The sequence below is a fragment of the Streptococcus xiaochunlingii genome, assembly GCF_006385805.1.
Classification (GTDB): domain Bacteria; phylum Bacillota; class Bacilli; order Lactobacillales; family Streptococcaceae; genus Streptococcus; species Streptococcus xiaochunlingii.
On record NZ_VFSG01000001.1, the window covers coordinates 1,122,007 to 1,141,028 of the forward strand.

Annotated in this window: 16 protein-coding genes; 2 read left to right on the top strand and 14 right to left on the bottom strand. The window is 42.5% G+C overall.

The genetic code is table 11. The features are described from left to right. Window positions 1–145: 145 nt before the first annotated feature. The 3 genes from spxB to FJR71_RS05750 form a co-directional block, all read right to left on the bottom strand. On the bottom strand, window positions 146–1,921 hold the full coding sequence (gene spxB, locus FJR71_RS05740; RefSeq protein WP_048688661.1) for a pyruvate oxidase: 1,776 nt from the start codon (window positions 1,919–1,921) through the stop codon (window positions 146–148). Window positions 1,922–2,256: 335 nt separating this feature from the next. Then, window positions 2,257–2,889 (bottom strand): SGNH/GDSL hydrolase family protein, encoded by a 633-nt coding sequence (locus FJR71_RS05745; protein WP_048688657.1) that lies wholly within the window; start codon window positions 2,887–2,889, stop codon window positions 2,257–2,259. Window positions 2,890–2,941: 52 nt separating this feature from the next. Beyond that, window positions 2,942–3,775, bottom strand: a complete 834-nt coding sequence (locus tag FJR71_RS05750) for an HAD family hydrolase (protein WP_140814301.1) — start codon at window positions 3,773–3,775, stop codon at window positions 2,942–2,944. Window positions 3,776–4,024: 249 nt separating this feature from the next. On the opposite strand from FJR71_RS05750, the gene FJR71_RS05755 reads away from it, so the two are divergent. Further along, window positions 4,025–4,900 carry an AraC family transcriptional regulator gene (locus tag FJR71_RS05755; protein ID WP_048688652.1) on the top strand — a complete coding sequence of 292 codons (876 nt, stop codon included), beginning with the start codon at window positions 4,025–4,027 and terminating at the stop codon, window positions 4,898–4,900. A gap of 92 nt (window positions 4,901–4,992) precedes the next feature. Here the strand turns inward: FJR71_RS05755 and FJR71_RS05760 are convergent, their stop codons facing one another. The 5 genes from FJR71_RS05760 to FJR71_RS05780 all read right to left on the bottom strand — a co-directional run bounded on the left by FJR71_RS05760 (window position 4,993) and on the right by FJR71_RS05780 (window position 10,856). Beyond that, window positions 4,993–6,675, bottom strand: a complete 1,683-nt coding sequence (locus FJR71_RS05760; protein WP_048688649.1) for a MutS-related protein — start codon at window positions 6,673–6,675, stop codon at window positions 4,993–4,995. A gap of 18 nt (window positions 6,676–6,693) precedes the next feature. After that, window positions 6,694–7,971, bottom strand: coding sequence for a CapA family protein (locus FJR71_RS05765; protein ID WP_246040126.1), 1,278 nt, complete (start codon window positions 7,969–7,971; stop codon window positions 6,694–6,696). Window positions 7,972–8,219: 248 nt separating this feature from the next. Further along, window positions 8,220–9,155 (bottom strand): peptide-methionine (R)-S-oxide reductase MsrB, encoded by a 936-nt coding sequence (gene msrB, locus FJR71_RS05770; protein ID WP_140814303.1) that lies wholly within the window; start codon window positions 9,153–9,155, stop codon window positions 8,220–8,222. A 284-nt stretch (window positions 9,156–9,439) separates the two neighbouring features. Beyond that, complete coding sequence (locus tag FJR71_RS05775; protein ID WP_246040110.1) at window positions 9,440–9,769, bottom strand: helicase BlpT; 330 nt, start codon at window positions 9,767–9,769, stop codon at window positions 9,440–9,442. A 151-nt stretch (window positions 9,770–9,920) separates the two neighbouring features. Next, window positions 9,921–10,856, bottom strand: a complete 936-nt coding sequence (locus FJR71_RS05780) for a dihydroorotate oxidase (protein WP_140814305.1) — start codon at window positions 10,854–10,856, stop codon at window positions 9,921–9,923. A 374-nt stretch (window positions 10,857–11,230) separates the two neighbouring features. Between FJR71_RS05780 and gdhA the strand changes: the two genes are divergently transcribed. After that, window positions 11,231–12,577 (top strand): NADP-specific glutamate dehydrogenase, encoded by a 1,347-nt coding sequence (gene gdhA, locus FJR71_RS05785; RefSeq protein ID WP_140814306.1) that lies wholly within the window; start codon window positions 11,231–11,233, stop codon window positions 12,575–12,577. Window positions 12,578–12,822: 245 nt separating this feature from the next. Here the strand turns inward: gdhA and dnaJ are convergent, their stop codons facing one another. The 6 genes from dnaJ to hrcA form a co-directional block, all read right to left on the bottom strand. Then, the gene (gene dnaJ / locus FJR71_RS05795; protein WP_140814307.1) at window positions 12,823–13,968 is read right to left on the bottom strand and encodes a molecular chaperone DnaJ; all 1,146 of its coding nucleotides are present in this window, start codon (window positions 13,966–13,968) and stop codon (window positions 12,823–12,825) included. A 217-nt stretch (window positions 13,969–14,185) separates the two neighbouring features. After that, window positions 14,186–14,818 carry a DJ-1/PfpI family protein gene (locus FJR71_RS05800; protein WP_140814308.1) on the bottom strand — a complete coding sequence of 211 codons (633 nt, stop codon included), beginning with the start codon at window positions 14,816–14,818 and terminating at the stop codon, window positions 14,186–14,188. A 66-nt stretch (window positions 14,819–14,884) separates the two neighbouring features. Then, on the bottom strand, window positions 14,885–15,340 hold the full coding sequence (locus FJR71_RS05805; protein WP_140814309.1) for a hypothetical protein: 456 nt from the start codon (window positions 15,338–15,340) through the stop codon (window positions 14,885–14,887). A gap of 9 nt (window positions 15,341–15,349) precedes the next feature. After that, window positions 15,350–17,173, bottom strand: a complete 1,824-nt coding sequence (gene dnaK / locus FJR71_RS05810; RefSeq protein WP_140814310.1) for a molecular chaperone DnaK — start codon at window positions 17,171–17,173, stop codon at window positions 15,350–15,352. Between the two features lie 124 nt (window positions 17,174–17,297). Then, a complete protein-coding gene (gene grpE, locus FJR71_RS05815) occupies window positions 17,298–17,822 on the bottom strand; it encodes a nucleotide exchange factor GrpE (protein WP_342777603.1) in 525 nt (174 codons plus the stop codon). Window positions 17,823–17,846: 24 nt separating this feature from the next. Further along, entirely contained in the window at window positions 17,847–18,881 is a 1,035-nt protein-coding gene (gene hrcA, locus FJR71_RS05820; RefSeq protein WP_140814312.1) for a heat-inducible transcriptional repressor HrcA, read from the bottom strand. Window positions 18,882–19,022: the final 141 nt, after the last annotated feature.

Sequence of the window (19,022 nt, forward strand, 5' to 3'; positions counted from 1 at the left end):
TCCAGAAAAAGACCGGATAGCTCCGATCTTTTCAAGTTCTGCTCTAAGAAAATCAAAGTATAAACAAGGCATCGAACCGCAGACAGTACTGGAGTACGGCAAGGTGAAGATAACGCAGTTTACATTTGATTTTCGACGAGCAGGATTATTTGATTGCGCGTGATTGCAACCCTTCTTCTTCCAAGAAGAGGCGGAATGGTACAAGCTCTTCAGCTTCGTATTTTTCTTTGAAGGCTTTAATAGCTTCTTCTGAGTGTTGTTTTGGATCCAACTCAAGTACTTCTACTGGAAGTGGACGATGTGGAGTGATGTGAGCATCGATAACAACAGTTTTACCTTCTTTGTTCAATTTAACAGCTTCAGCAACGACTGCGTCGATGTCTTCGATACGGTCAACTGTAAATCCAATAGCTCCTTGAGCTTCAGCGATTTTCGCATAGTCAGCATTAGGGAAGTCACAACCAAACAAGTGTTTGTTTGTGTCTTCGTATTTGTCCTTGATGAAGGCATATTTACCATTTGAGAAGACAACGTTGATAACTGGAAGGTCGTATTGAACGTTTGTGATAACGTCTGGGTAGCACATGTTGAATGCACCGTCACCCATGATGTTCCATACTTGGCGATCTGGATTGTCTTTCTTAGCAGCGATACCACCAGGAAGGGCAATACCCATTGTCGCAAAGAGTGGAGATGTACGCCACATGTTCTTAGGTGTCATGTGAAGGTGACGAGTTGATGTTTGAGTAGTGTCACCTACGTCGATTGAATAGATAGCGTCTTGATCAGCATGTTTGTTGATTGCATTGTAAACTTGATACAATTGCAATTCACCCTCAGTTTTACCTTCGAGTTTGTTCATGTAATCACGCCAGTTTTGGTTATTCTTAACGTTTGCACGCCACCATGGAGTAGATTCAACTGGATTCACTTTATCAAGGATTGCTTTCGCTGCTTGACCTGCATCACCAAGGATTGAAGCGTCTAGGGCATGACGTTTACCAAGTTTGTAAGGGTCGATATCGACTTGGATGAATTTTTCAGTGTTCTTGAATGCTTCGTATACTTCAGCAAATGGGAAGTTTGAACCAAGGAAAAGAACTGTGTCTGCTTCAAAGACAACTTCGTTGGCTGGTTTCCAACCAACACGGTAAGCAGAACCTGTCAAACCTTCGTAGTTCCATTCGAACGCTTCAAAGTTTTTACCAGTTGTGATGATTGGTGCTTTGATTTTACGTGACAATTCAGTGATCACTTCACCAGCTTTAACACCACCGTAACCAGCATAGATCACTGGACGTTCAGCATTGTTCAAAATTTCAACAGCCTTGTCAATTTCAACTTCGTTCAAAGCAGGAGCGATGAATGAACGCTCGTAAGAACCTGATCCGTAGTATGAGTTTTCGTCGATTTCTTGGAAACCAAAGTTTACTGGAATTTCAACGACAGCTGGACCTTTTTTAGAAACGGCAGCACGGCAAGCTTCGTCAATCACTTTTGGCAATTGCTCAGCGTAAGCTACACGTTTGTTGTAAACAGCGATACCGTTGTACATTGGGTTTTGGTTCAATTCTTGGAAGGCATCCATGTTCAATTCGTTAACTGGACGTGATCCAAGGATAGCAAGGAATGGAGTGTTATCCATAGCTGCATCGTAAACACCGTTGATCAAGTGAGTTGCACCTGGTCCACCTGAACCAACTGCAACACCGATAGATCCGCCAAATTTAGCTTGCATAACCGCTGCAAGAGCACCTGTTTCTTCGTGACGAACTTGCAAGAAACGGATATCTTTGTCTTCAGCCAAAGCGTCCATAAGTGAGCTAAGTGTTCCTGATGGGATACCGTAGATAGTGTCTACGCCCCATGTTTTCAATACGTTGAGCATTGCTGCAGATGCAGTAATTTTTCCTTGAGTCATAAATATAACTCTCCTTCAATAAAAATAATTGTCAGTCTTTGAACTGAATTCGACAAAGAGTGAAAACGTTTCAAATAACTTTACTATATCAATTTATCACGTTTTATTGTCCTTGTATAAGAATATGCTCACTGAATGCCTGGAACTATTACATAACACAAAGCAAATATCTGTTCTGTTTCTGCCAACTATTTTATAACAGAAGTCACAAACCGCATAAGGGCAAGGTTTTTGCTTGTTGTAGAATTAGTACAAAATAGAGTGTTTCCCCAAACTGTTTTATAGAAGACATTAAAAAATCCTAGCTAGAAAATCATTTTCCTAGCTAGGATGGGTTATATTTCTCTTTGAAGAGCCTTACTCAAGACCCTGTATCCTTCAATTGTTAAATGAAGTCCATCTGTTGTATAAGCCGGTTTGAGCTGACCATCTTCTCCAAGCAAATGATCAAAAACATTGATAAATTCAACATTTATCATCCCTTGGGCCAATTCGTGGTAGGCCTGGTTCAAGGTCTGAATCTTCTGATTGGTCCGGATATAGACTGTCCCCTTGTAGGGCTCTCCCTCATTCACAGGAAGAACCGAAACGAGTTTGATTTGCGCTAAGGGCAAGAGTCGCACCATCTCCTGCAAGATGATGCTCATGTTTTCAATGGTTTCCGACAGGGGCATTTCCTTACCAATGTCATTAGTTCCAATCAGCAAAAAAACCTTATCCACTGCTTGACCGAAAATATGGGCATCTAGATGCTCTCTTAAGAGGTCTGTCTTGTAGCCTCTAATCCCCCGGTTCACCATATATTGATCCGTCAACAGCAACTCTTGAAGGGGATAGTATTCGACGATAGAGTCTCCTATAAAAAGAATATCGGGTTCCTTCAAAGGATTTTGATTCAGTTCTCGGTAATTCTTCTGTATTTTTGCCTGTTCTTTCAACAGCCAGGTTTCTAATAATTGTACAGCCATAAAGGCTCCTTTCGATTCGTATAGTAGAAACTGTGCAAGGTAGGATAAGATCCTAGTCGAAGCTGAGCCTTCCATCCAAATAAGCTTCGATGACTTCGTAGACTCCATGATTCTGATGAGAAGGTGCCGTATAGCGGGCTGCTTGTCGCGCATGGGGATCCGCATTTTCCATTGCATAGGAATAGGTCGCTAACTCAAGCATCTCGACATCGTTTTGGCTATCCCCAAATGCCATCAAGTGTCCACCATCCACGCCCCAGCGTTCTTCTAAGAATTGAATGGCCGTAGCCTTATTGACACCCGGTTGCAGAATATCAATGGCCCCATAGCCACTAGCTGCAGGAAGCAGGCGCTCTCCAAACTTTTCTCTCAACTCTTGTACAAAGGCTTCGACTTTTTCAGTCTCCGTGACGACACTTAGTTTCAAAACTTGCTCTCCATGTTCATGGGCCAAATAATCCACAAAGCGCATCCGTTTGTAAAAAGCAGCCGCTAACTCAGGCGTCATCAATTGCTCTAAAAGAGGAAACTCTGTTCCTTTCTTAGCATAGCCTCCCGATAAGCTACTAACGACCAGATGGAGTTCTTCTTCTCGGCCTTCTAGATACTGCAAGACCTCCTGCACCAGCTCTTCCGGCCAGCTACACTCTCGGATGAGCTTTCCCTTCTCTAATATCCGTGCCCCATTGGCCAGCACCAAGGTGACGCGATCTTTCAAGTCTCCCAATACATGAGCCATACGGCTATAGCCGTTCCCTGTCGCAATGACAAAGGGAATCCCTCTTTGGTCTAGCTGATCCAAAATACGGCTCAAGCGCTCATGGTCTACTTCTCCTTGCTCGTCCATCAGAGTGCCATCCATATCTGTCGCAATCATTTGTAGCATACTGCCACCTCTTTCCATCTTTCCCCTATTATACACCATTCCCTCATCATTTTGGAGACTTCTCTCCCTTAAATCGCCCCTCTCCTCCTTCCTTAAAATTTAAGAAATTCCATCGAATCCTCTTTAATTTTTGGTCCAATTTTATTATAATATAGATAGTAGATTTTCCCTGTATGAAGTAACTAGCAGACCCTTTCACACACCTGGTAAAAACGTCTGCTACTCCCGAAAAAGATCTAAGAGGTAGGCATGAACACAAAGACTTTATACCGCCAAACATCCTTTACCAATAGCGATTTCCCTTTTTCAATCAAACAGATTAGCACCCAAAATGGACAGCCAGATATCTTATTTCACTGGCACACCGATATTGAGATTATTTATGTCAATGAAGGGACTGCTCAGTTCCATATCGACTATGAATATTTTAATAGTCAGCCTGGTGATATTATTTTGATCCGCCCCAATGCCCTCCACTCCATCCACCCCATCCAGAGTTCTTCTCATACTATGGATGTCCTGCATTTTAATCTGGACCTGATTGGGATTACCCATAAAAATATCGCCACTCTAAAATATTTACAACCCCTCTACAATGGGGATTTTGAATTCGTCCGACGCATTCAAGCCCAATCACCCGGTTACGAAGAAATCAAACAGAGCCTCTTAACCTGTATGGCAAACGGAAGAGAACAAGGCCCCTTCTATGAACTCCGACTTAAATCCCAGCTCAATGAACTCCTCTATCTCCTCTTCTCCCATAACTATATCGTCGAGAAGAAGTTCTCAACGGACGCTTACCGGAGAGAAGAAAAAATCCGTTTGGTCCTCGACCATATTTCAAACCATTACCAAGAGGAGCTCATGATCGAGCATTTGGCAGAGCTGTGCCATTTTAGCCCGACCCACTTCATGAATTTCTTTAAGAAACAATTAGGGCTCTCTTGCATGGAGTATATCATTCAATATCGACTGAAAAAAGCAGCCCATCTCCTCCAGCATTCCGATCAGGCAATCATTGATATCGCGAGCCAATCCGGCTTCAACAACCTCTCAAACTTTAATCGCCAGTTCAAGAAATACTATCAGGTTACTCCAAGCCAATACCGAAAAGCTTGTCTTTAACCAATAGAACAAATAATAAAAGCACATGAAACACAAGTGAAGTTTGCGTTTTATGTGCTTTTAATGTTTTTCAACAGAAGATCTGATACAACCTAGCAACCTTCCTCTTTATCACTCAACATTCTATTTAAAGACCATTTCCCTGTTTTTTCATATTGTACAATTAATTCTTGGGAAGTTCGAGTGATTTCCGAAGGAAAATAGAGGCTTTTTAATGTATTGACCGCATTCTTCGTTACTGCTGCTCCCTGCTTTATCTGATAATCAAAGACGATTTTCCCGTCAACATAGCGACTGTCAAAATGATAATTATCATTTACTGCACCAGATGCTGCAACTAGCTCAATATCATGACTCGAAATCATATACAAGCAATCGTGTCTCGATAGCCAGCGGACAATCCCTAAGCCAGACCCAATTCGCTCAATGGTATTGGTTCCCTTAAAGAGTTCATCAATAAAGAAATAATGAAAACCTGACTTTTCCAGACTCTCAATCATTCGGAGAATTGTTTTACTCTCTGTAATAAAATAACTATCTCCAACCTCGATATCATCGCTGACATCCATAGAGGTCATGACATGTCCATAAGAAAGCTCCAAACTGTCACCATAAGCGAAGCCCAAGCCCTGCGCTAAAATACAGTTAATGGCTACCATTTTCAAATAAGTGGATTTTCCGGAGGCATTATCTCCACTGATCACCATATTTTTTTCAAAAGTGACGTCATTAGCAACCGGATCCGCTAGTAAAGGATGGTAGATCCCCTTTCCTTTAATCCCAGCTTCTTCCTTAAAATTGGGATGACAAACCAAATTACCATCACGCTTATGGCGTAGAAGGCTGATGGCTACTTCCAATTCCCCCAAAAGATTGATTGTTCCCTGAGCTTCTTTCTGATGAGTCCTCACTTGCTGGTAGATATAGATTTGGGCAATCTGCGGAATTAAGAAAAGAAAATTAAGATAAATCAGGATAATTTCCATCTCGGAGCTTCCTGTTGGACTTTGTAAGATGCTGGAAATGACTTTCGTCTTCTTAAATGGTTGGACAGCCTGTTTGAAGGCTTCTTGTTTTGGTAGCGCTAGACGGCTCAGCTTTTCCGCTGAAGCAAAGATGCGAACCAGGTAACTAACTTGATCCAAGCGCATTTTATTCGACCAATTCCGAATGCTCGAAAAAATGATATTAAACGTCACACTCGCTATCAAGACTGACATGGCTTGAATTTGAAAAAACGGAAGAAAGAAAAGAGAGAGGACTGGCAAACACGCTAAAAAAAGATAGAGAGAAAGATAGATCCTCGAATCTTGCTTCCCTGGATTCGCCACAATACTTCTAGCCATATTGTGGTTCTTTTTTCCTAACTGGTTCATAACAACCTGAACCTTCAGACGAAGATCCGGGTGATGTTCAAAGAAATCTTCTAACTCCTGCAAAGATGCATCTGGTTGAAAGTTTATCAAACGCATCTTCTGATACAAGGCCTCAGCCCCTATACTAGACTGTGTATAGTTTAGCTGATCAAATACTCTATGCATGTCTAAATCATGCCAAGTTTGACCATCTACTTGACTATCCGTTGGCTGGAGTGTAGATGCCAAAAGCATCGTTTCCACTAAACTCTCTTCACTATCATTTTTTATAAAAAAAGGTTTTCCCTCCCAAGCCTTGGCTAATTTTTTTCTCAGACGAATCGTTGATATCCAATTTGTTAGAACCATAATGATGATCAGTCCAACAAATCCAATTGGTAACCATCCAAGTTTATCCATTCCTACATTCGCCCCTTCCTACTGCCAATTCAGATTCACACGTTCCTTCACTTCTTGATAGGCTGTATCAACACGCGCCTTTGTTTCATCATCCAATTGGTCCCGATACTTGCCTCCTTCAATCCAGTCCTCCAAGATATAGGTCTGGAAATGATAGAGTTCATAGCCTTCAGGAGAATAACTGTCCTTTGGAGTCCGGCTGACCCAAGTAGGATGAGCTGTAGCCGTTTTAATCCGTGTCTTGCGCCCTACCTTCTCAATGGTTATATCCATCAGGACACCCCGTTCGGTCCATTGCGCATTGTCTATCCCTTCCATGGTTTCCATGCGCTGGTTGGAAAGGAAATTCCCCATAGAATAAACAATCAATTTCTGTTGCCCATCCTTATCCACAATCTCAGCAGGTTGGACGACATGAGGATGGCCACCCAAGACAATATCAGCTCCCCAAGAAACCATCTTATGGTATAGCTCCTTTTGTTCCTCTGTTGGCTCTAAATCATATTCAATCCCCATCTGAGGCATGACAATGGTAATGTCCGCTTCCATCTCAGCTTTTTGGATTTCTTGACGAATCCGCTCCTCATTGAGGTCCGATAGACGATTGTCATAATCCTCTTGTTCCAGATTATACTCCATCCCATTAAAGCCATAGGAATAAGCCAAAATCGCAATCTTGATTCCATTTACTTCCTTGATCAGAATAGGGGCTTGATCTCGTGTCTCATGCGGATAGACACCAACCGTTTGGATCCCTGCGTCTTCAAAGGCTTTCGCAGTCGAAAACAGCCCTTCCAAGCCAGAATCGAGGATATGGTTATGTCCCAAGTCCATCACCTGATAGCCTGCATCCTTGATCGAAGCTACGACCTCTCCAGGGGCATTGAAAAGTGGATAACCCGAAAGTCCATAATCCGAATTGATAGTCCCTTCAAAATCCCCCAAGACTAGATCCCCTTGCTTCAACCATTCCTGAGCATAGTGATAATTCTCAGAAAAATCATAGCTTCCATCTTCCTTGGCTGCACTCATATAAATCAAGTCATGGTAGAGTTGGTCTCCATTTGCCATGATCCGAGCCGTATGTGGCAACTGATCCGGATGGATTTCTTCTTGTTTTTCAACAACTTCCGGCATTTCTAGTGCTGTTATGGGAAAACCATTCCATTTTTGAATCCATAAAACCAGATTCGCGGCCGCAAATACTGTAATCAGCAAACCATAGACAAACTGTTCGTTGGTCAAGCGGAAAGCTGTCACCTTCCCCAATCCAATATCAAACCATTCATTGAGCATCGTGAGGATATCTTTCCCGACCTCACTCCATCTCTTTAGGAGATCCTTCCAATTTTTCATCTTCTTCTCTTCCTATCCATTTCTCTTTCTCTTGTCAAAGGCCTCTCCGTCATCTGTCAGGCCTTTTTTTCATTGTAACACAATTTTGACAAAAGAAAACAGACCGACCTAAACTTCCACGAATAGATAAATGAAGTCAGACGTAGAAATAAAAAAGAGGGCTCAAAACCCTCTTCTCCATCATTCTTTTAGTGCATCTGCCTGAGTAAGTCCCCGTATCCCTCTGCCTCCATCTCCTCTTTAGGAATAAAGCGCAGAGAGGCCGAATTGATACAGTAGCGAAGGCCACCTTGCTCTCTTGGCCCATCGGTAAAGACATGGCCGAGATGGGAATTGCCTGAGCGGGAACGAACTTCAATCCGCTCCATCCCGTGGCTATGATCCTTGTAATAATGAACGACATCTTTGGCAATAGGGCGAGAGAAGCTTGGCCAACCACAGCCAGACGCAAACTTATCCTTGGCAAAGAAAAGAGGCTCTCCAGTCGTAATGTCCACATAGATTCCCTCTTCAAAGGTCTGGTCATAGGCATTGTGGAAAGGTCGCTCTGTTGCACTCTCCTGAGTGACTTGGTACTGCTCCTCTGTCAATCGTACCTTTAATTCCTCTTGACTGGGCTTGGGATAGGTTGCCGGATCAATCATGGGTTGGTCAGCATCCGTCACATCGATATGGCAATAGCCCCCAGGATTCTTCTTGAGGTAGTCTTGATGGTAGTCCTCCGCCAAAATATAGTGGCGCAAGGGTTCCAACTCAACTACGATCTTACTTCCAAGTTGCTTTTCTTGCTCCACAAACACTTGGGCGATCACCTCACGGTCCGCATTGTCCAGGTAATAGACACCCGTCCGGTATTGGCGACCTCGATCATTCCCCTGTTTGTTCATGGACAAGGGATCAATCACCCGGAAATAGTAGAGCAGAATCGCTCGTAAGGAAATCTTATCTGGATCATAGATGACTTGTACGGTCTCTGCATGATCCGTTTCCTTAATCAGTTGGTAATTGGTCGTTTCTACCTGGCCATTGGCATAACCCACTGTTGTCTTTTCTACACCAGGAATCCGTGAAAAATACTCCTCTAAGCCCCAAAAACAGCCACCTGCTAGATAAATCTCTGCCATCTTTTTTCCTCACTTCCTGCATTCCCTACAGGGAACGCTTGACATCTATTAACTCCATCATAATCCAAGAGCCTCAGATTTTCAAGGATTCTGCATCAAAAATCCCTTCTACTAGATGCTAGTAAAAGGGATCAGACTACTTTTATTTTTCAAGGAAGAAAAACAAGGAATAATAAAGGTTCCATAGAGATAAACTTAACTGATGAAAAAAATCATGCATGAGAGACATGTCACACACCTCCTCTAAAGAAATCAACTCTTTTCTTAAGCAAACACTCAGTGGCTTACAAGATCATGCTTGGTCCATATACCTGTAACCGAGACTTCACAGCTTCGTAGTGCCAGCGATCATAAGCCCGCCAGGCTTGAAAGGACTCTTCCTTCAAGCGCAGGGCACTTAAACCGATCAAGAAGCTCGCTCTTTGATAGAACTTCTCTAGCTCCATTAAGACACGATTGTCCACACGCTCTGCCTTTTTTAAATAACGAAGGATATAGTCCAGATTTTCCTGAAATCGGACTGCGTCTGGACTGGGGGTGAAGTCCCTAGAAAAGTTTATTTGAAGAGTTTTGATCATCGTTCTTGCTTCTTGAATCACATCCCTTTCTTCCATATAAATCACCTTCCTTCTCACCTCCATTGTACTCCTTTTTCTCTCTATATAAATGGAGAATTCCTAAAACTAGGAACAGAATACACTCTCTGGATAAGAAATCTAAAAAAACTTCCCCAAGAATCTACTTGAGGAAGTTCTTTTAGAAAGATTAGTCAATGTAGTGCAATTTCCCACGGAAATCCTCTAGGCTTTGGTAGCCTTTTTCTTCCATGATGGCTTTGAGCTCCGAAGTGATGCGGTCAAAAGCTCCTACTCCTTCTTTATGAAGCGTTGTTCCGATTTGCACCATACTAGCGCCACAAAGGATATGCTCAAAGGCATCGTTACCAGTCAAGACCCCACCGGTTCCCACAATCTGAATCTCTGGATTCAGACGTTGGTAAAAGGCATGGACATTAGCCAGAGCAGTTGGTTTGATATATTCTCCACCAATTCCACCAAAACCGTTTTTAGGACGAATCACAACAGATTCATCCTCGATGTAGAGACCATTTCCGATCGAGTTGACACAGTTGACAAACTTGAGCGGGTATTTGTTAAAAATGGTTGCTGCTTGATCGAAGTGGACAATATCAAAGTAAGGTGGCAACTTGATGCCAAGAGGCTTAGTGAAATAGGCAAAGACCTCTGACAAGATCCGATCGGTCGTATCAAAATCATAGGCAATCTGAGGTTTCCCAGGGACATTGGGACAGGATAGGTTTAACTCTGTCAAACCTCTAAAATCACTGTCTTGCACTTTTTTCAGGATGGTATGGGTCTCTTCGGGAGACATGCCGACAAGAGATAGAAAGAAGGTCCGATCTGGATCGCTTTCTTGCAACTCTAACAAGTAATCCAAATAATAGTCCAAGCCTTGGTTGGGAAGACCCATCGAATTGATCGAGCCAAGTGGCACGTCTTGGTAGCGTGGCTCTGGATTTCCAGCACGGAACTCCAAGGTTGCTGTCTTGGTCACAAAAGTCCCAGCAGCTGAATTCTTCACTTCCTCTAATTCCTCAGTAGTCATACAGGCTACCCCTGCCGCATTCATCAGGCAGTTGTCAAATTCAAAACCAGCAATTTGCGTCTTTGTCGATACCATCTTCTACTCCTTGAAATAAATTCTTACAGTCATTATAGCATGAAAACGACCCCTAGAGTTCAGAAAACTAGAAATTAAGATAGAACGTCCGGAAATAGAAAAATTGTCCTCTATTTCTCTCTCTTTCTAGAGATTATTGAAAAGAAAAACCGTACATCTTCAGGTGATTGTTACCTATATGAAGCTATTTAAGCCGGCTCAAATTCAAGTCGTGAAAATTTTCAGAAAATTCAACTTTTTTCTTTACAAGTCAAAAAAAGTCTGCTATAATTGTCCACGTAATAAAACATGACATTGCTTCTAGCAGTGCCTTCATACTCCAGTAAGACAGAAACCTTGCTGGCATTCGTTTCAATAAAAAAAGGAGAAACAAGATGACAACTGCAAAAGAATATATCCAAAGCACTTTCGAAACCGTAAAAGCTCGCAACGGCCATGAAGCAGAATTCCTTCAAGCTGTTGAAGAGTTCCTTAGCACTTTGGAACCTGTATTTGAAAAACATCCAGAATACATTGAAGAAAACATCTTGGCCCGTATCACTGAGCCAGAACGCGTGATTTCTTTCCGTGTTCCTTGGGTAGACCGTGATGGAAAGGTTCAAGTGAACCGTGGTTACCGTGTCCAATTTAACTCAGCTGTAGGTCCATATAAAGGCGGACTTCGTTTCCACCCAACTGTAAACCAAGGGATCTTGAAATTCCTCGGCTTCGAACAAATCTTTAAAAACGTCTTGACTGGCCTTCCTATCGGTGGAGGTAAAGGTGGATCTGACTTCGATCCTAAAGGCAAAACTGATGCTGAAGTGATGCGTTTCTGCCAAAGCTTCATGACAGAATTGCAAAAATATATCGGACCATCTCTTGATGTCCCAGCTGGTGATATCGGGGTTGGTGGACGTGAGATCGGTTACCTTTACGGCCAATACAAACGCCTTAACCAATTCGATGCCGGTGTCTTGACAGGTAAACCTCTTGGTTTCGGTGGTAGCTTGATCCGTCCAGAAGCAACTGGTTACGGCTTGGTTTACTATACTGAAGAAATGCTTAAAGCTAACGGCGACAGCTTTTCTGGTAAGAAAGTCGTAATCTCAGGTTCTGGTAACGTAGCCCAATACGCTCTTCAAAAAGCAACTGAACTTGGTGCAACTGTCATCTCAGTCTCTGACTCAAACGGCTATGTCATCGACGAAAACGGTATTGATTTTGACCTTCTTACAGACGTCAAAGAAAAACGCCGTGCTCGTTTGACAGAATACGCTGCAGAAAAACCAACTGCTACTTACTACGAAGGTTCTGTATGGACTTACGCTGGTAACTATGACATCGCCCTTCCATGTGCGACTCAAAACGAGATTAACGGTGAAGCTGCTAAACGTTTGGTTGCTCAAGGTGTTAAAGTTGTTTCTGAAGGAGCCAACATGCCTAGCGACCTTGATGCTATCAAAGTATACAAAGAAAATGGTATCCTTTACGGACCTGCTAAAGCTGCCAATGCTGGTGGGGTTGCTGTATCTGCTCTTGAAATGAGCCAAAACAGCCTCCGTCTTTCATGGACACGTGAAGAAGTGGATGGTCGTTTGAAAGATATCATGACCAACATCTTCAACACTGCTAAAACAACTGCAGAAACCTACGGTCTTGGTAAAGATTACCTTGCTGGTGCCAACATCGCAGCCTTTGAAAATGTTGCAAACGCGATGATTGCCCAAGGTATTGTTTAATTTGATTCTTTTGCCACACCTCTGAATCCTTTGATTTCGGAGGTGTTTTTCTTGATAAAAAAAGAGAGTGGGACAGAAATCAGTAATTCGTTAGAATTCGATTTCATCGTCCCACCTCCGCACAGTTGAGTAGGGCTGTAAAAGCTGATGAAATCAGCGTAGTAGAGCCCACTCAACCACTGCGTCTTGCTCGACTATCCAAAGACAATTGAGAGGCTAGGACTTTTGTCCCAGCCTCCTTATTTTTATAAATCATCCAAGGCATCTTTCACCTTATCAAAGAAGCCTTTTTTCTTTGGACTTACCTTGATATCACCAGCTTCCGCAAATGCACGAAGGGCTTCTTTTTGCTTGTCATTTAGACCTGTTGGTGTCACTACATTAACAGTTACATATTGATCTCCCACAGATCCACCACGCAAGCTTGGTGCTCCTTTGCCACGGAGGCGGAATTTCTTACCAGTCTGGGTTCCTTCAGGGATGACTAAGTCGACATCGCCGTGAACCGTTGGTACATGAACCGTATCTCCAAGAGCAGCTTGAACAACGTTCAAGTTCAATTTATAGTAGATGGTTGATCCATCCCGTTCGAATTTGTCGCTTGGCTCAACATTGACCACCACATAAAGATCTCCGTATGGACCTCCGTTAAAGCCAGCTTCTCCTTGACCAGAAAGGCGAATTTGTTGCCCTGTTTCGACCCCAGCTGGGATTTTCACGCTAACACTGTGGGCTTGTTTCTCGTGACCAGTCCCATGACAGGTAGTACAAGGTTCTTTGATTTCTTGACCACGTCCGTGACAGACATCACAGGTGATTTGACGACGCATCATCCCAAGTGGGGTTTGGGTATCCACATTGATAACTCCAGAACCATGACAGCGTCCACAAGTTACTGGACTTGTTCCTGGCTTAGCACCACTTCCATCACATGTCCGACAGCTGGCTTCTCGATGGTACTTCACTTCCTTCTCAGTTCCAAAGATGGCTTCTTCAAACTTGAGATTTACGCGGTACTGAAGATCATCCCCCTGACGTGGAGCATTGGGATTGCGACTCCCACCTCCACCACCAAAGAAGCTTGAGAAAATGTCCTCAAAGCCACCAAAGCCAGTGCCATCAAAACCACCGAAACCACCAGCTCCGCCACCGAAGCCACCAAAACCACCGTTGGCTCCTGCAGCACCGTATTGGTCATAAGCTGCCCGCTTTTGTTCGTCACTTAAAGTCTCATAAGCTTCTTGAACTTCCTTGTACTTTTCCTCAGCACCAGGCTCCTTATTGATATCTGGGTGATATTTTTTAGATAATTTCCGATAGGCTTTCTTGATCTCATCTTGAGGTGCATTCTTTGAAACGCCCAAACGGTCATAAAATTCAGTATTGTTCATACAAGATACTAAGAGCGAACAGAAAGCGACTGAAATTTAGGAAACCGACAAGAAATCCTGATTTCTTAGGAGGTTTATCTAATTTCCAAGCTTTCCGCTCGAGTTCAATTCCCCGAATGCTCTTTGTTCCTTTCTTTTAAATTGAATTAGAAATTTGGAACCCGTGTTCAATTCCCTGAACACTATTTGTTCCTTTCTATAATTTTTATGTAAATCTTTAGAGGGTGCTTTCTATACTTCGCTTCACTTGATCAAACTCTTCATCTGATAGAGTAAATATTAAATCCTCTTCAGCATACTCGTTCTGTTCTTTAAAATAGTTGTCCGTATTCTCTGCCAGTCCTAAGCTTAGAATCACTTTTCTTGCAAACTCTTGATGTGCAAAACCGATAGCCGTAATGATTTGTTTATCTTGCACAACCAGTTTGGGTTGGAAATTTTCACGTGGAAGAAATTCAAAATAATCAAAGAAGTTTTGCCAAATTCCACCTGTAAATTTCGTGTCCTTCAACAAACCTGCTTTCGCTAATAAAAGAGGCGCTGAAGAAATGGCTGCAATTAGGATATCTTGCTCACCAAGGTCCCTCAAAAACGAAATCAATTTCTCATCCTGTAGCGCAGGCCCTATATTTACCATTCCTGGTAAAATCACACAAGAATAATCTTCTATACGGATTTGATCCAATGTTTTCGTCGGTCGACAAGGCAAGCCATCCTCAGAGACCACCATTGAATGATCAGAAGCTACATAATCAATCGTGACGCCAAAAGACAGAGTTAAAGTACTTGTTAAAGCAGTTATCTCATAAAGAGAAAAATTTGGATAAATGATACAAAGCACTTTTTTCATACGCAACATCCTCTATTTTACCGAAAAACAGAGGCTGGGTTGCAACCTCTGAATTTCTTTAAACTATTAATCAATTTCATAATTTTCTAAAAATACTATAGCTCTATTCAAAGAAATACTTTTTAATCTCTTGTTGATGTCTTTATTATACCTATACAAAGCAATAATTGCGGCATAAATTACTACAGCTGATAAAATTACTTGAATGACGGAAGTAATAATAGGTTCAGAACTTATTTTTTTACCAAAACCGTTAAGAAGAATTGCTGTTGCGTATGTTACAATAGCAGGAAGAAAAATACCAAAGAGTAAATTATTAATAATACTTATATCATTTTCTTTATACGCATGCTCTGCTAGGATATTTACCTTATATTCTAATAGTTCTTCTTTTTGACCAGATTGAAATTTATTTTTTATCTGATTCTTGAGCTCAGTATAGTCCTCATTTGCCAAAGCAGTAAATTTTTCGTACTGTTCCTTAGAATCAACTACTTCAAAAAGATTAATATTACTACTCATCACTTTTCCTTACTTCTCCGTAAACTCTCCGTCTACGACGTCATCGCCTGCATTTCCTGTTGCTTGTGCGCCTTCTGCTCCTGCTTGAGCTTGTTGAGCTGCTGCAGCTTGTTCGTAGAGTTTAACTGCAAGTCCTTGAGCTTTTTCGTTCAAGGCTTCAAGTTTTGCTTTCATTTCTTCCAAGTTGTTGTCTTCTTGGGCTTTCTTAAGATCATCAAGGGCAGCTTGAGCAGCATCACGTTCTGCATCGAAACCTTTGCCTTCAGTTTCTTTGATTGTCTTTTCAGTCGCAAAGATAGCTTGATCTACTTCGTTACGAAGGTCTACTTCTTCTTTACGTTTCTTATCTGCTTCAGCGTTTGCTTCTGCATCTTTCATCATGCGGTCGATTTCTTCGTCTGTCAAACCTGAGTTTGATTGGATAACAATGGTTTGTTCTTTTTGAGTTCCAAGATCTTTGGCTTTAACAGATACGATACCGTTCTTATCGATGTCAAATGTAACTTCGATTTGTGGGATACCACGAGGTGCAGCTGGGATGTCAGTCAATTGGAAACGTCCAAGAGTCTTGTTATCTGCTGCCATTGGGCGTTCACCTTGAAGAACGTGGATATCAACGGCTGGTTGGTTGTCTGCTGCAGTTGAGAAGACTTGTGATTTAGATGTTGGAATTGTTGTGTTGCGGTCGATGAGTTTTGTGAAGACACCACCCATTGTTTCGATACCAAGTGACAATGGTGTTACGTCAAGAAGGACAACGTCTTTCACATCACCAGTGATCACACCACCTTGGATAGCAGCACCCATAGCAACAACTTCATCAGGGTTCACTGATTTGTTTGGTTCTTTACCAGTTTCAGCCTTAACAGCTTCAACAACGGCAGGGATACGAGTTGAACCACCAACAAGGATAACTTCGTCGATTTCTGACAAGCTCAAACCTGCATCTGAAAGGGCTTGGCGAACTGGAACTTTTGTACGTTCTACGAGGTCACGAGTCAAATCGTCAAATTTCGCACGAGTTAAAGTCATTTCCAAGTGAAGAGGTCCTGCTTCACCCGCAGTGATAAATGGCAAGCTAATTTGAGTTGAAGTCACACCAGAAAGGTCTTTCTTAGCTTTTTCTGCTGCGTCTTTCAAACGTTGAAGGGCCATCTTGTCTGTTGACAAGTCGATACCATTTTCTTTCTTGAATTCTGCAACCATGTGGTCGATGATTTTTTGGTCAAAGTCGTCACCACCGAGTTTGTTGTCCCCTGCAGTTGCCAATACGTCAAAGACACCATCTCCCAATTCAAGGATAGATACGTCGAATGTACCACCACCAAGGTCGAATACCAAGATTTTTTCTTCTTTGTCAGTCTTGTCCAAACCGTAAGCAAGAGCTGCTGCTGTTGGTTCGTTGACGATACGTTCTACTTCAAGACCAGCGATTTTACCAGCATCTTTAGTTGCTTGACGTTGAGCATCGTTAAAGTAAGCTGGAACTGTAATAACAGCCTTCGTTACTTTTTCACCAAGGTATTCTTCAGCGTAACCTTTCAAGTATTGAAGGATCATTGCTGAGATTTCTTGTGGAGTGTATTCTTTCCCGTTAGCAGAAACCTTTTCAGAAGTCCCCATCTTAGATTTGATAGAGATGACTGTATCTGGGTTTGTGACTGCTTGACGTTTTGCAGCGTCACCAACAATAATTTCACCGTTTTTGAATGACACTACAGATGGAGTTGTGCGGTTTCCTTCTGGGTTTGCGATGATTTTTGATTCAGTTCCTTCAAGAACTGCTACTGCTGAGTTTGTTGTACCTAAGTCAATACCGATAATTTTAGACATATGTTTTTCTCCTTAAATTTATCTTCTTTTTTTTTGATATTTTCCTTGCAAGCCTCCGGCTTGCGTTTTATCTTTCTTTCATAGTTTAGTGTCGTTTCGGACAAGATTTTTTAAGTTTTCTATCCTAGTTATAAACTACTACCATCGCTGGTCTTAGGATGCGGTCATGGAGTTTGTAGCCTTTTTGGAAGACTTGTGCGATGGTGTCTGCTGGATGTTCGTCATCTGCAGGCAAGGTTTGGATGGCCATGTGGTAGTTATGGTCAAATTCTCCGTCCGCTGGAATTTCTTCGATTCCTTCTTCTTTCAGAGCATGTACCAAACTTTCTTGGACCATTTCCAAGCCCTTCTTCACATCATCTGTCAACCCTTCAACGGCAAGGGCACGTTCGAGGTTGTCCAGTGATGGTAAGATCGCTTTTGCCAAATCTTGGCTACGGTATTTTTGTAATTGTTGACGTTCTTCATTGGCACGGCGCTGAATGTTTTGCATTTCTGCATGAGCACGAAGGTACTTGTTTTCAAATTCTTCGGCACGCGCTTGTGCTTCTTCTAACTCAGAAGGTTGGTTGCTTTCCTCTACAACTTCTTCAGTTGTCTCGGCAACTTCCTCTTCTTTCACGTCTTCTTTTTTGATATCTTCTGTCAAGGCATACACCCCTTTCATTTGGTCTTAATTTACTTCATAATGGTTGCTGTTGAGGTAACGGTAGTAATCCGTCAACTTCATGACCAACACTCGGCCGATAACATTGACCAGACTAATCACCCGCCTGTAATCCATCTCTACGGGACCAATCACATGCATGAGGGCCACCCCACGATAAGGAACCAAGAATTTGTGGCTAATGACCGTCACATTTTTCAAGGCCTTCTCTTGGGATTCCGCAACCAGGATCTGAGTCATTTGGTCTTCTGGCATTCCCCCTCGTAACTCCAAGGCTACGTGTTGGGGATTATCTAAGAACTGATAGGTCTGAAGATCGGCATAACTCAAAGATGAAACCTTTCCTTCTACAAAGACCAGTTCTTGAAACAGTTGCGAGAAGACGTAATCGAATAGATCCAAGACATTGTCTGTCGTTTTGAAGTAGCGCTGTACAATCTGTGGAATCTCCGTCCGCAAGCGGTAGTGGATATCCAAGACCGTATTTCCAATGAAGCGTTCTTGAACCAGCTGATGGAAGATTTCCAAGTCACTGGTTAAGAAATTCTTTGGAATGGCAAATTGTACGGTGACAGGCTTTGATTCATCCAAGGTCAACACCGCTAAGGCATCGTGGTTGGATAATGGAACAATCTCAAAACCCGTCAAGCGCTGCCGTGTCGGCTCCACATCCTGAATCACTGCGGTGTAGCCCGTCATCTGGGCTAATAACTTGGCCGTAGCATCCAAGATATCATCTAACTTAAAGGCTTCGAAATCAAAGGCTTTCACCACCTGGTAGACATCTTGTTCATCAATCAACTCTAGATCGAGCGAGTTCTGAACGAAATATTGGAAACCAGCTCGGCTAGGCATTCGGCCACTCGAAGTATGGGCTTTCTCTAGCAACCCTTGCTTTTCGAGGGCAGCCATATCGTTTCGGATGGTCGCACTACTGGATTGAATGACATCTTGTAGCGCTTTTGAGCCGACCGGTTCGTGGGTCTTGGTAAAGATATCGACGACAAGATTGAGAATCTCATTTTGACGTTCTGTAACCATGACCTCACCTCTCTTTCGTATTTAGCACTCTAAACACTCAAGTGCTAAACCATGATTCTATTATACACTCTCTCAAAAGAAAGTCAAGAAAAAAATCCAAAAAATTAGCACTCTTTTTTAAAGAGTGCTAAAAATCATTCT

Bases quoted from the DNA above. Each gene is read 5' to 3' on its own strand.
- gdhA (WP_140814306.1), top strand. From the start codon at position 11,231: ATGACAACTGCAAAAGAATATATCCAAAGCACTTTCGAAACCGTAAAA.
- FJR71_RS05755 (WP_048688652.1), top strand. From the start codon at position 4,025: ATGAACACAAAGACTTTATACCGCCAAACATCCTTTACCAATAGCGAT.
- msrB (WP_140814303.1), bottom strand. From the start codon at position 9,155: ATGGCAGAGATTTATCTAGCAGGTGGCTGTTTTTGGGGCTTAGAGGAG.
- FJR71_RS05775 (WP_246040110.1), bottom strand. From the start codon at position 9,769: ATGGAAGAAAGGGATGTGATTCAAGAAGCAAGAACGATGATCAAAACT.
- FJR71_RS05780 (WP_140814305.1), bottom strand. From the start codon at position 10,856: ATGGTATCGACAAAGACGCAAATTGCTGGTTTTGAATTTGACAACTGC.
- FJR71_RS05745 (WP_048688657.1), bottom strand. From the start codon at position 2,889: ATGGCTGTACAATTATTAGAAACCTGGCTGTTGAAAGAACAGGCAAAA.
- hrcA (WP_140814312.1), bottom strand. From the start codon at position 18,881: ATGGTTACAGAACGTCAAAATGAGATTCTCAATCTTGTCGTCGATATC.
- FJR71_RS05750 (WP_140814301.1), bottom strand. From the start codon at position 3,775: ATGCTACAAATGATTGCGACAGATATGGATGGCACTCTGATGGACGAG.
- dnaJ (WP_140814307.1), bottom strand. From the start codon at position 13,968: ATGAACAATACTGAATTTTATGACCGTTTGGGCGTTTCAAAGAATGCA.
- dnaK (WP_140814310.1), bottom strand. From the start codon at position 17,173: ATGTCTAAAATTATCGGTATTGACTTAGGTACAACAAACTCAGCAGTA.
- FJR71_RS05805 (WP_140814309.1), bottom strand. From the start codon at position 15,340: ATGAGTAGTAATATTAATCTTTTTGAAGTAGTTGATTCTAAGGAACAG.
- FJR71_RS05800 (WP_140814308.1), bottom strand. From the start codon at position 14,818: ATGAAAAAAGTGCTTTGTATCATTTATCCAAATTTTTCTCTTTATGAG.
- spxB (WP_048688661.1), bottom strand. From the start codon at position 1,921: ATGACTCAAGGAAAAATTACTGCATCTGCAGCAATGCTCAACGTATTG.
- FJR71_RS05765 (WP_246040126.1), bottom strand. From the start codon at position 7,971: ATGCTCAATGAATGGTTTGATATTGGATTGGGGAAGGTGACAGCTTTC.
- FJR71_RS05760 (WP_048688649.1), bottom strand. From the start codon at position 6,675: ATGGATAAACTTGGATGGTTACCAATTGGATTTGTTGGACTGATCATC.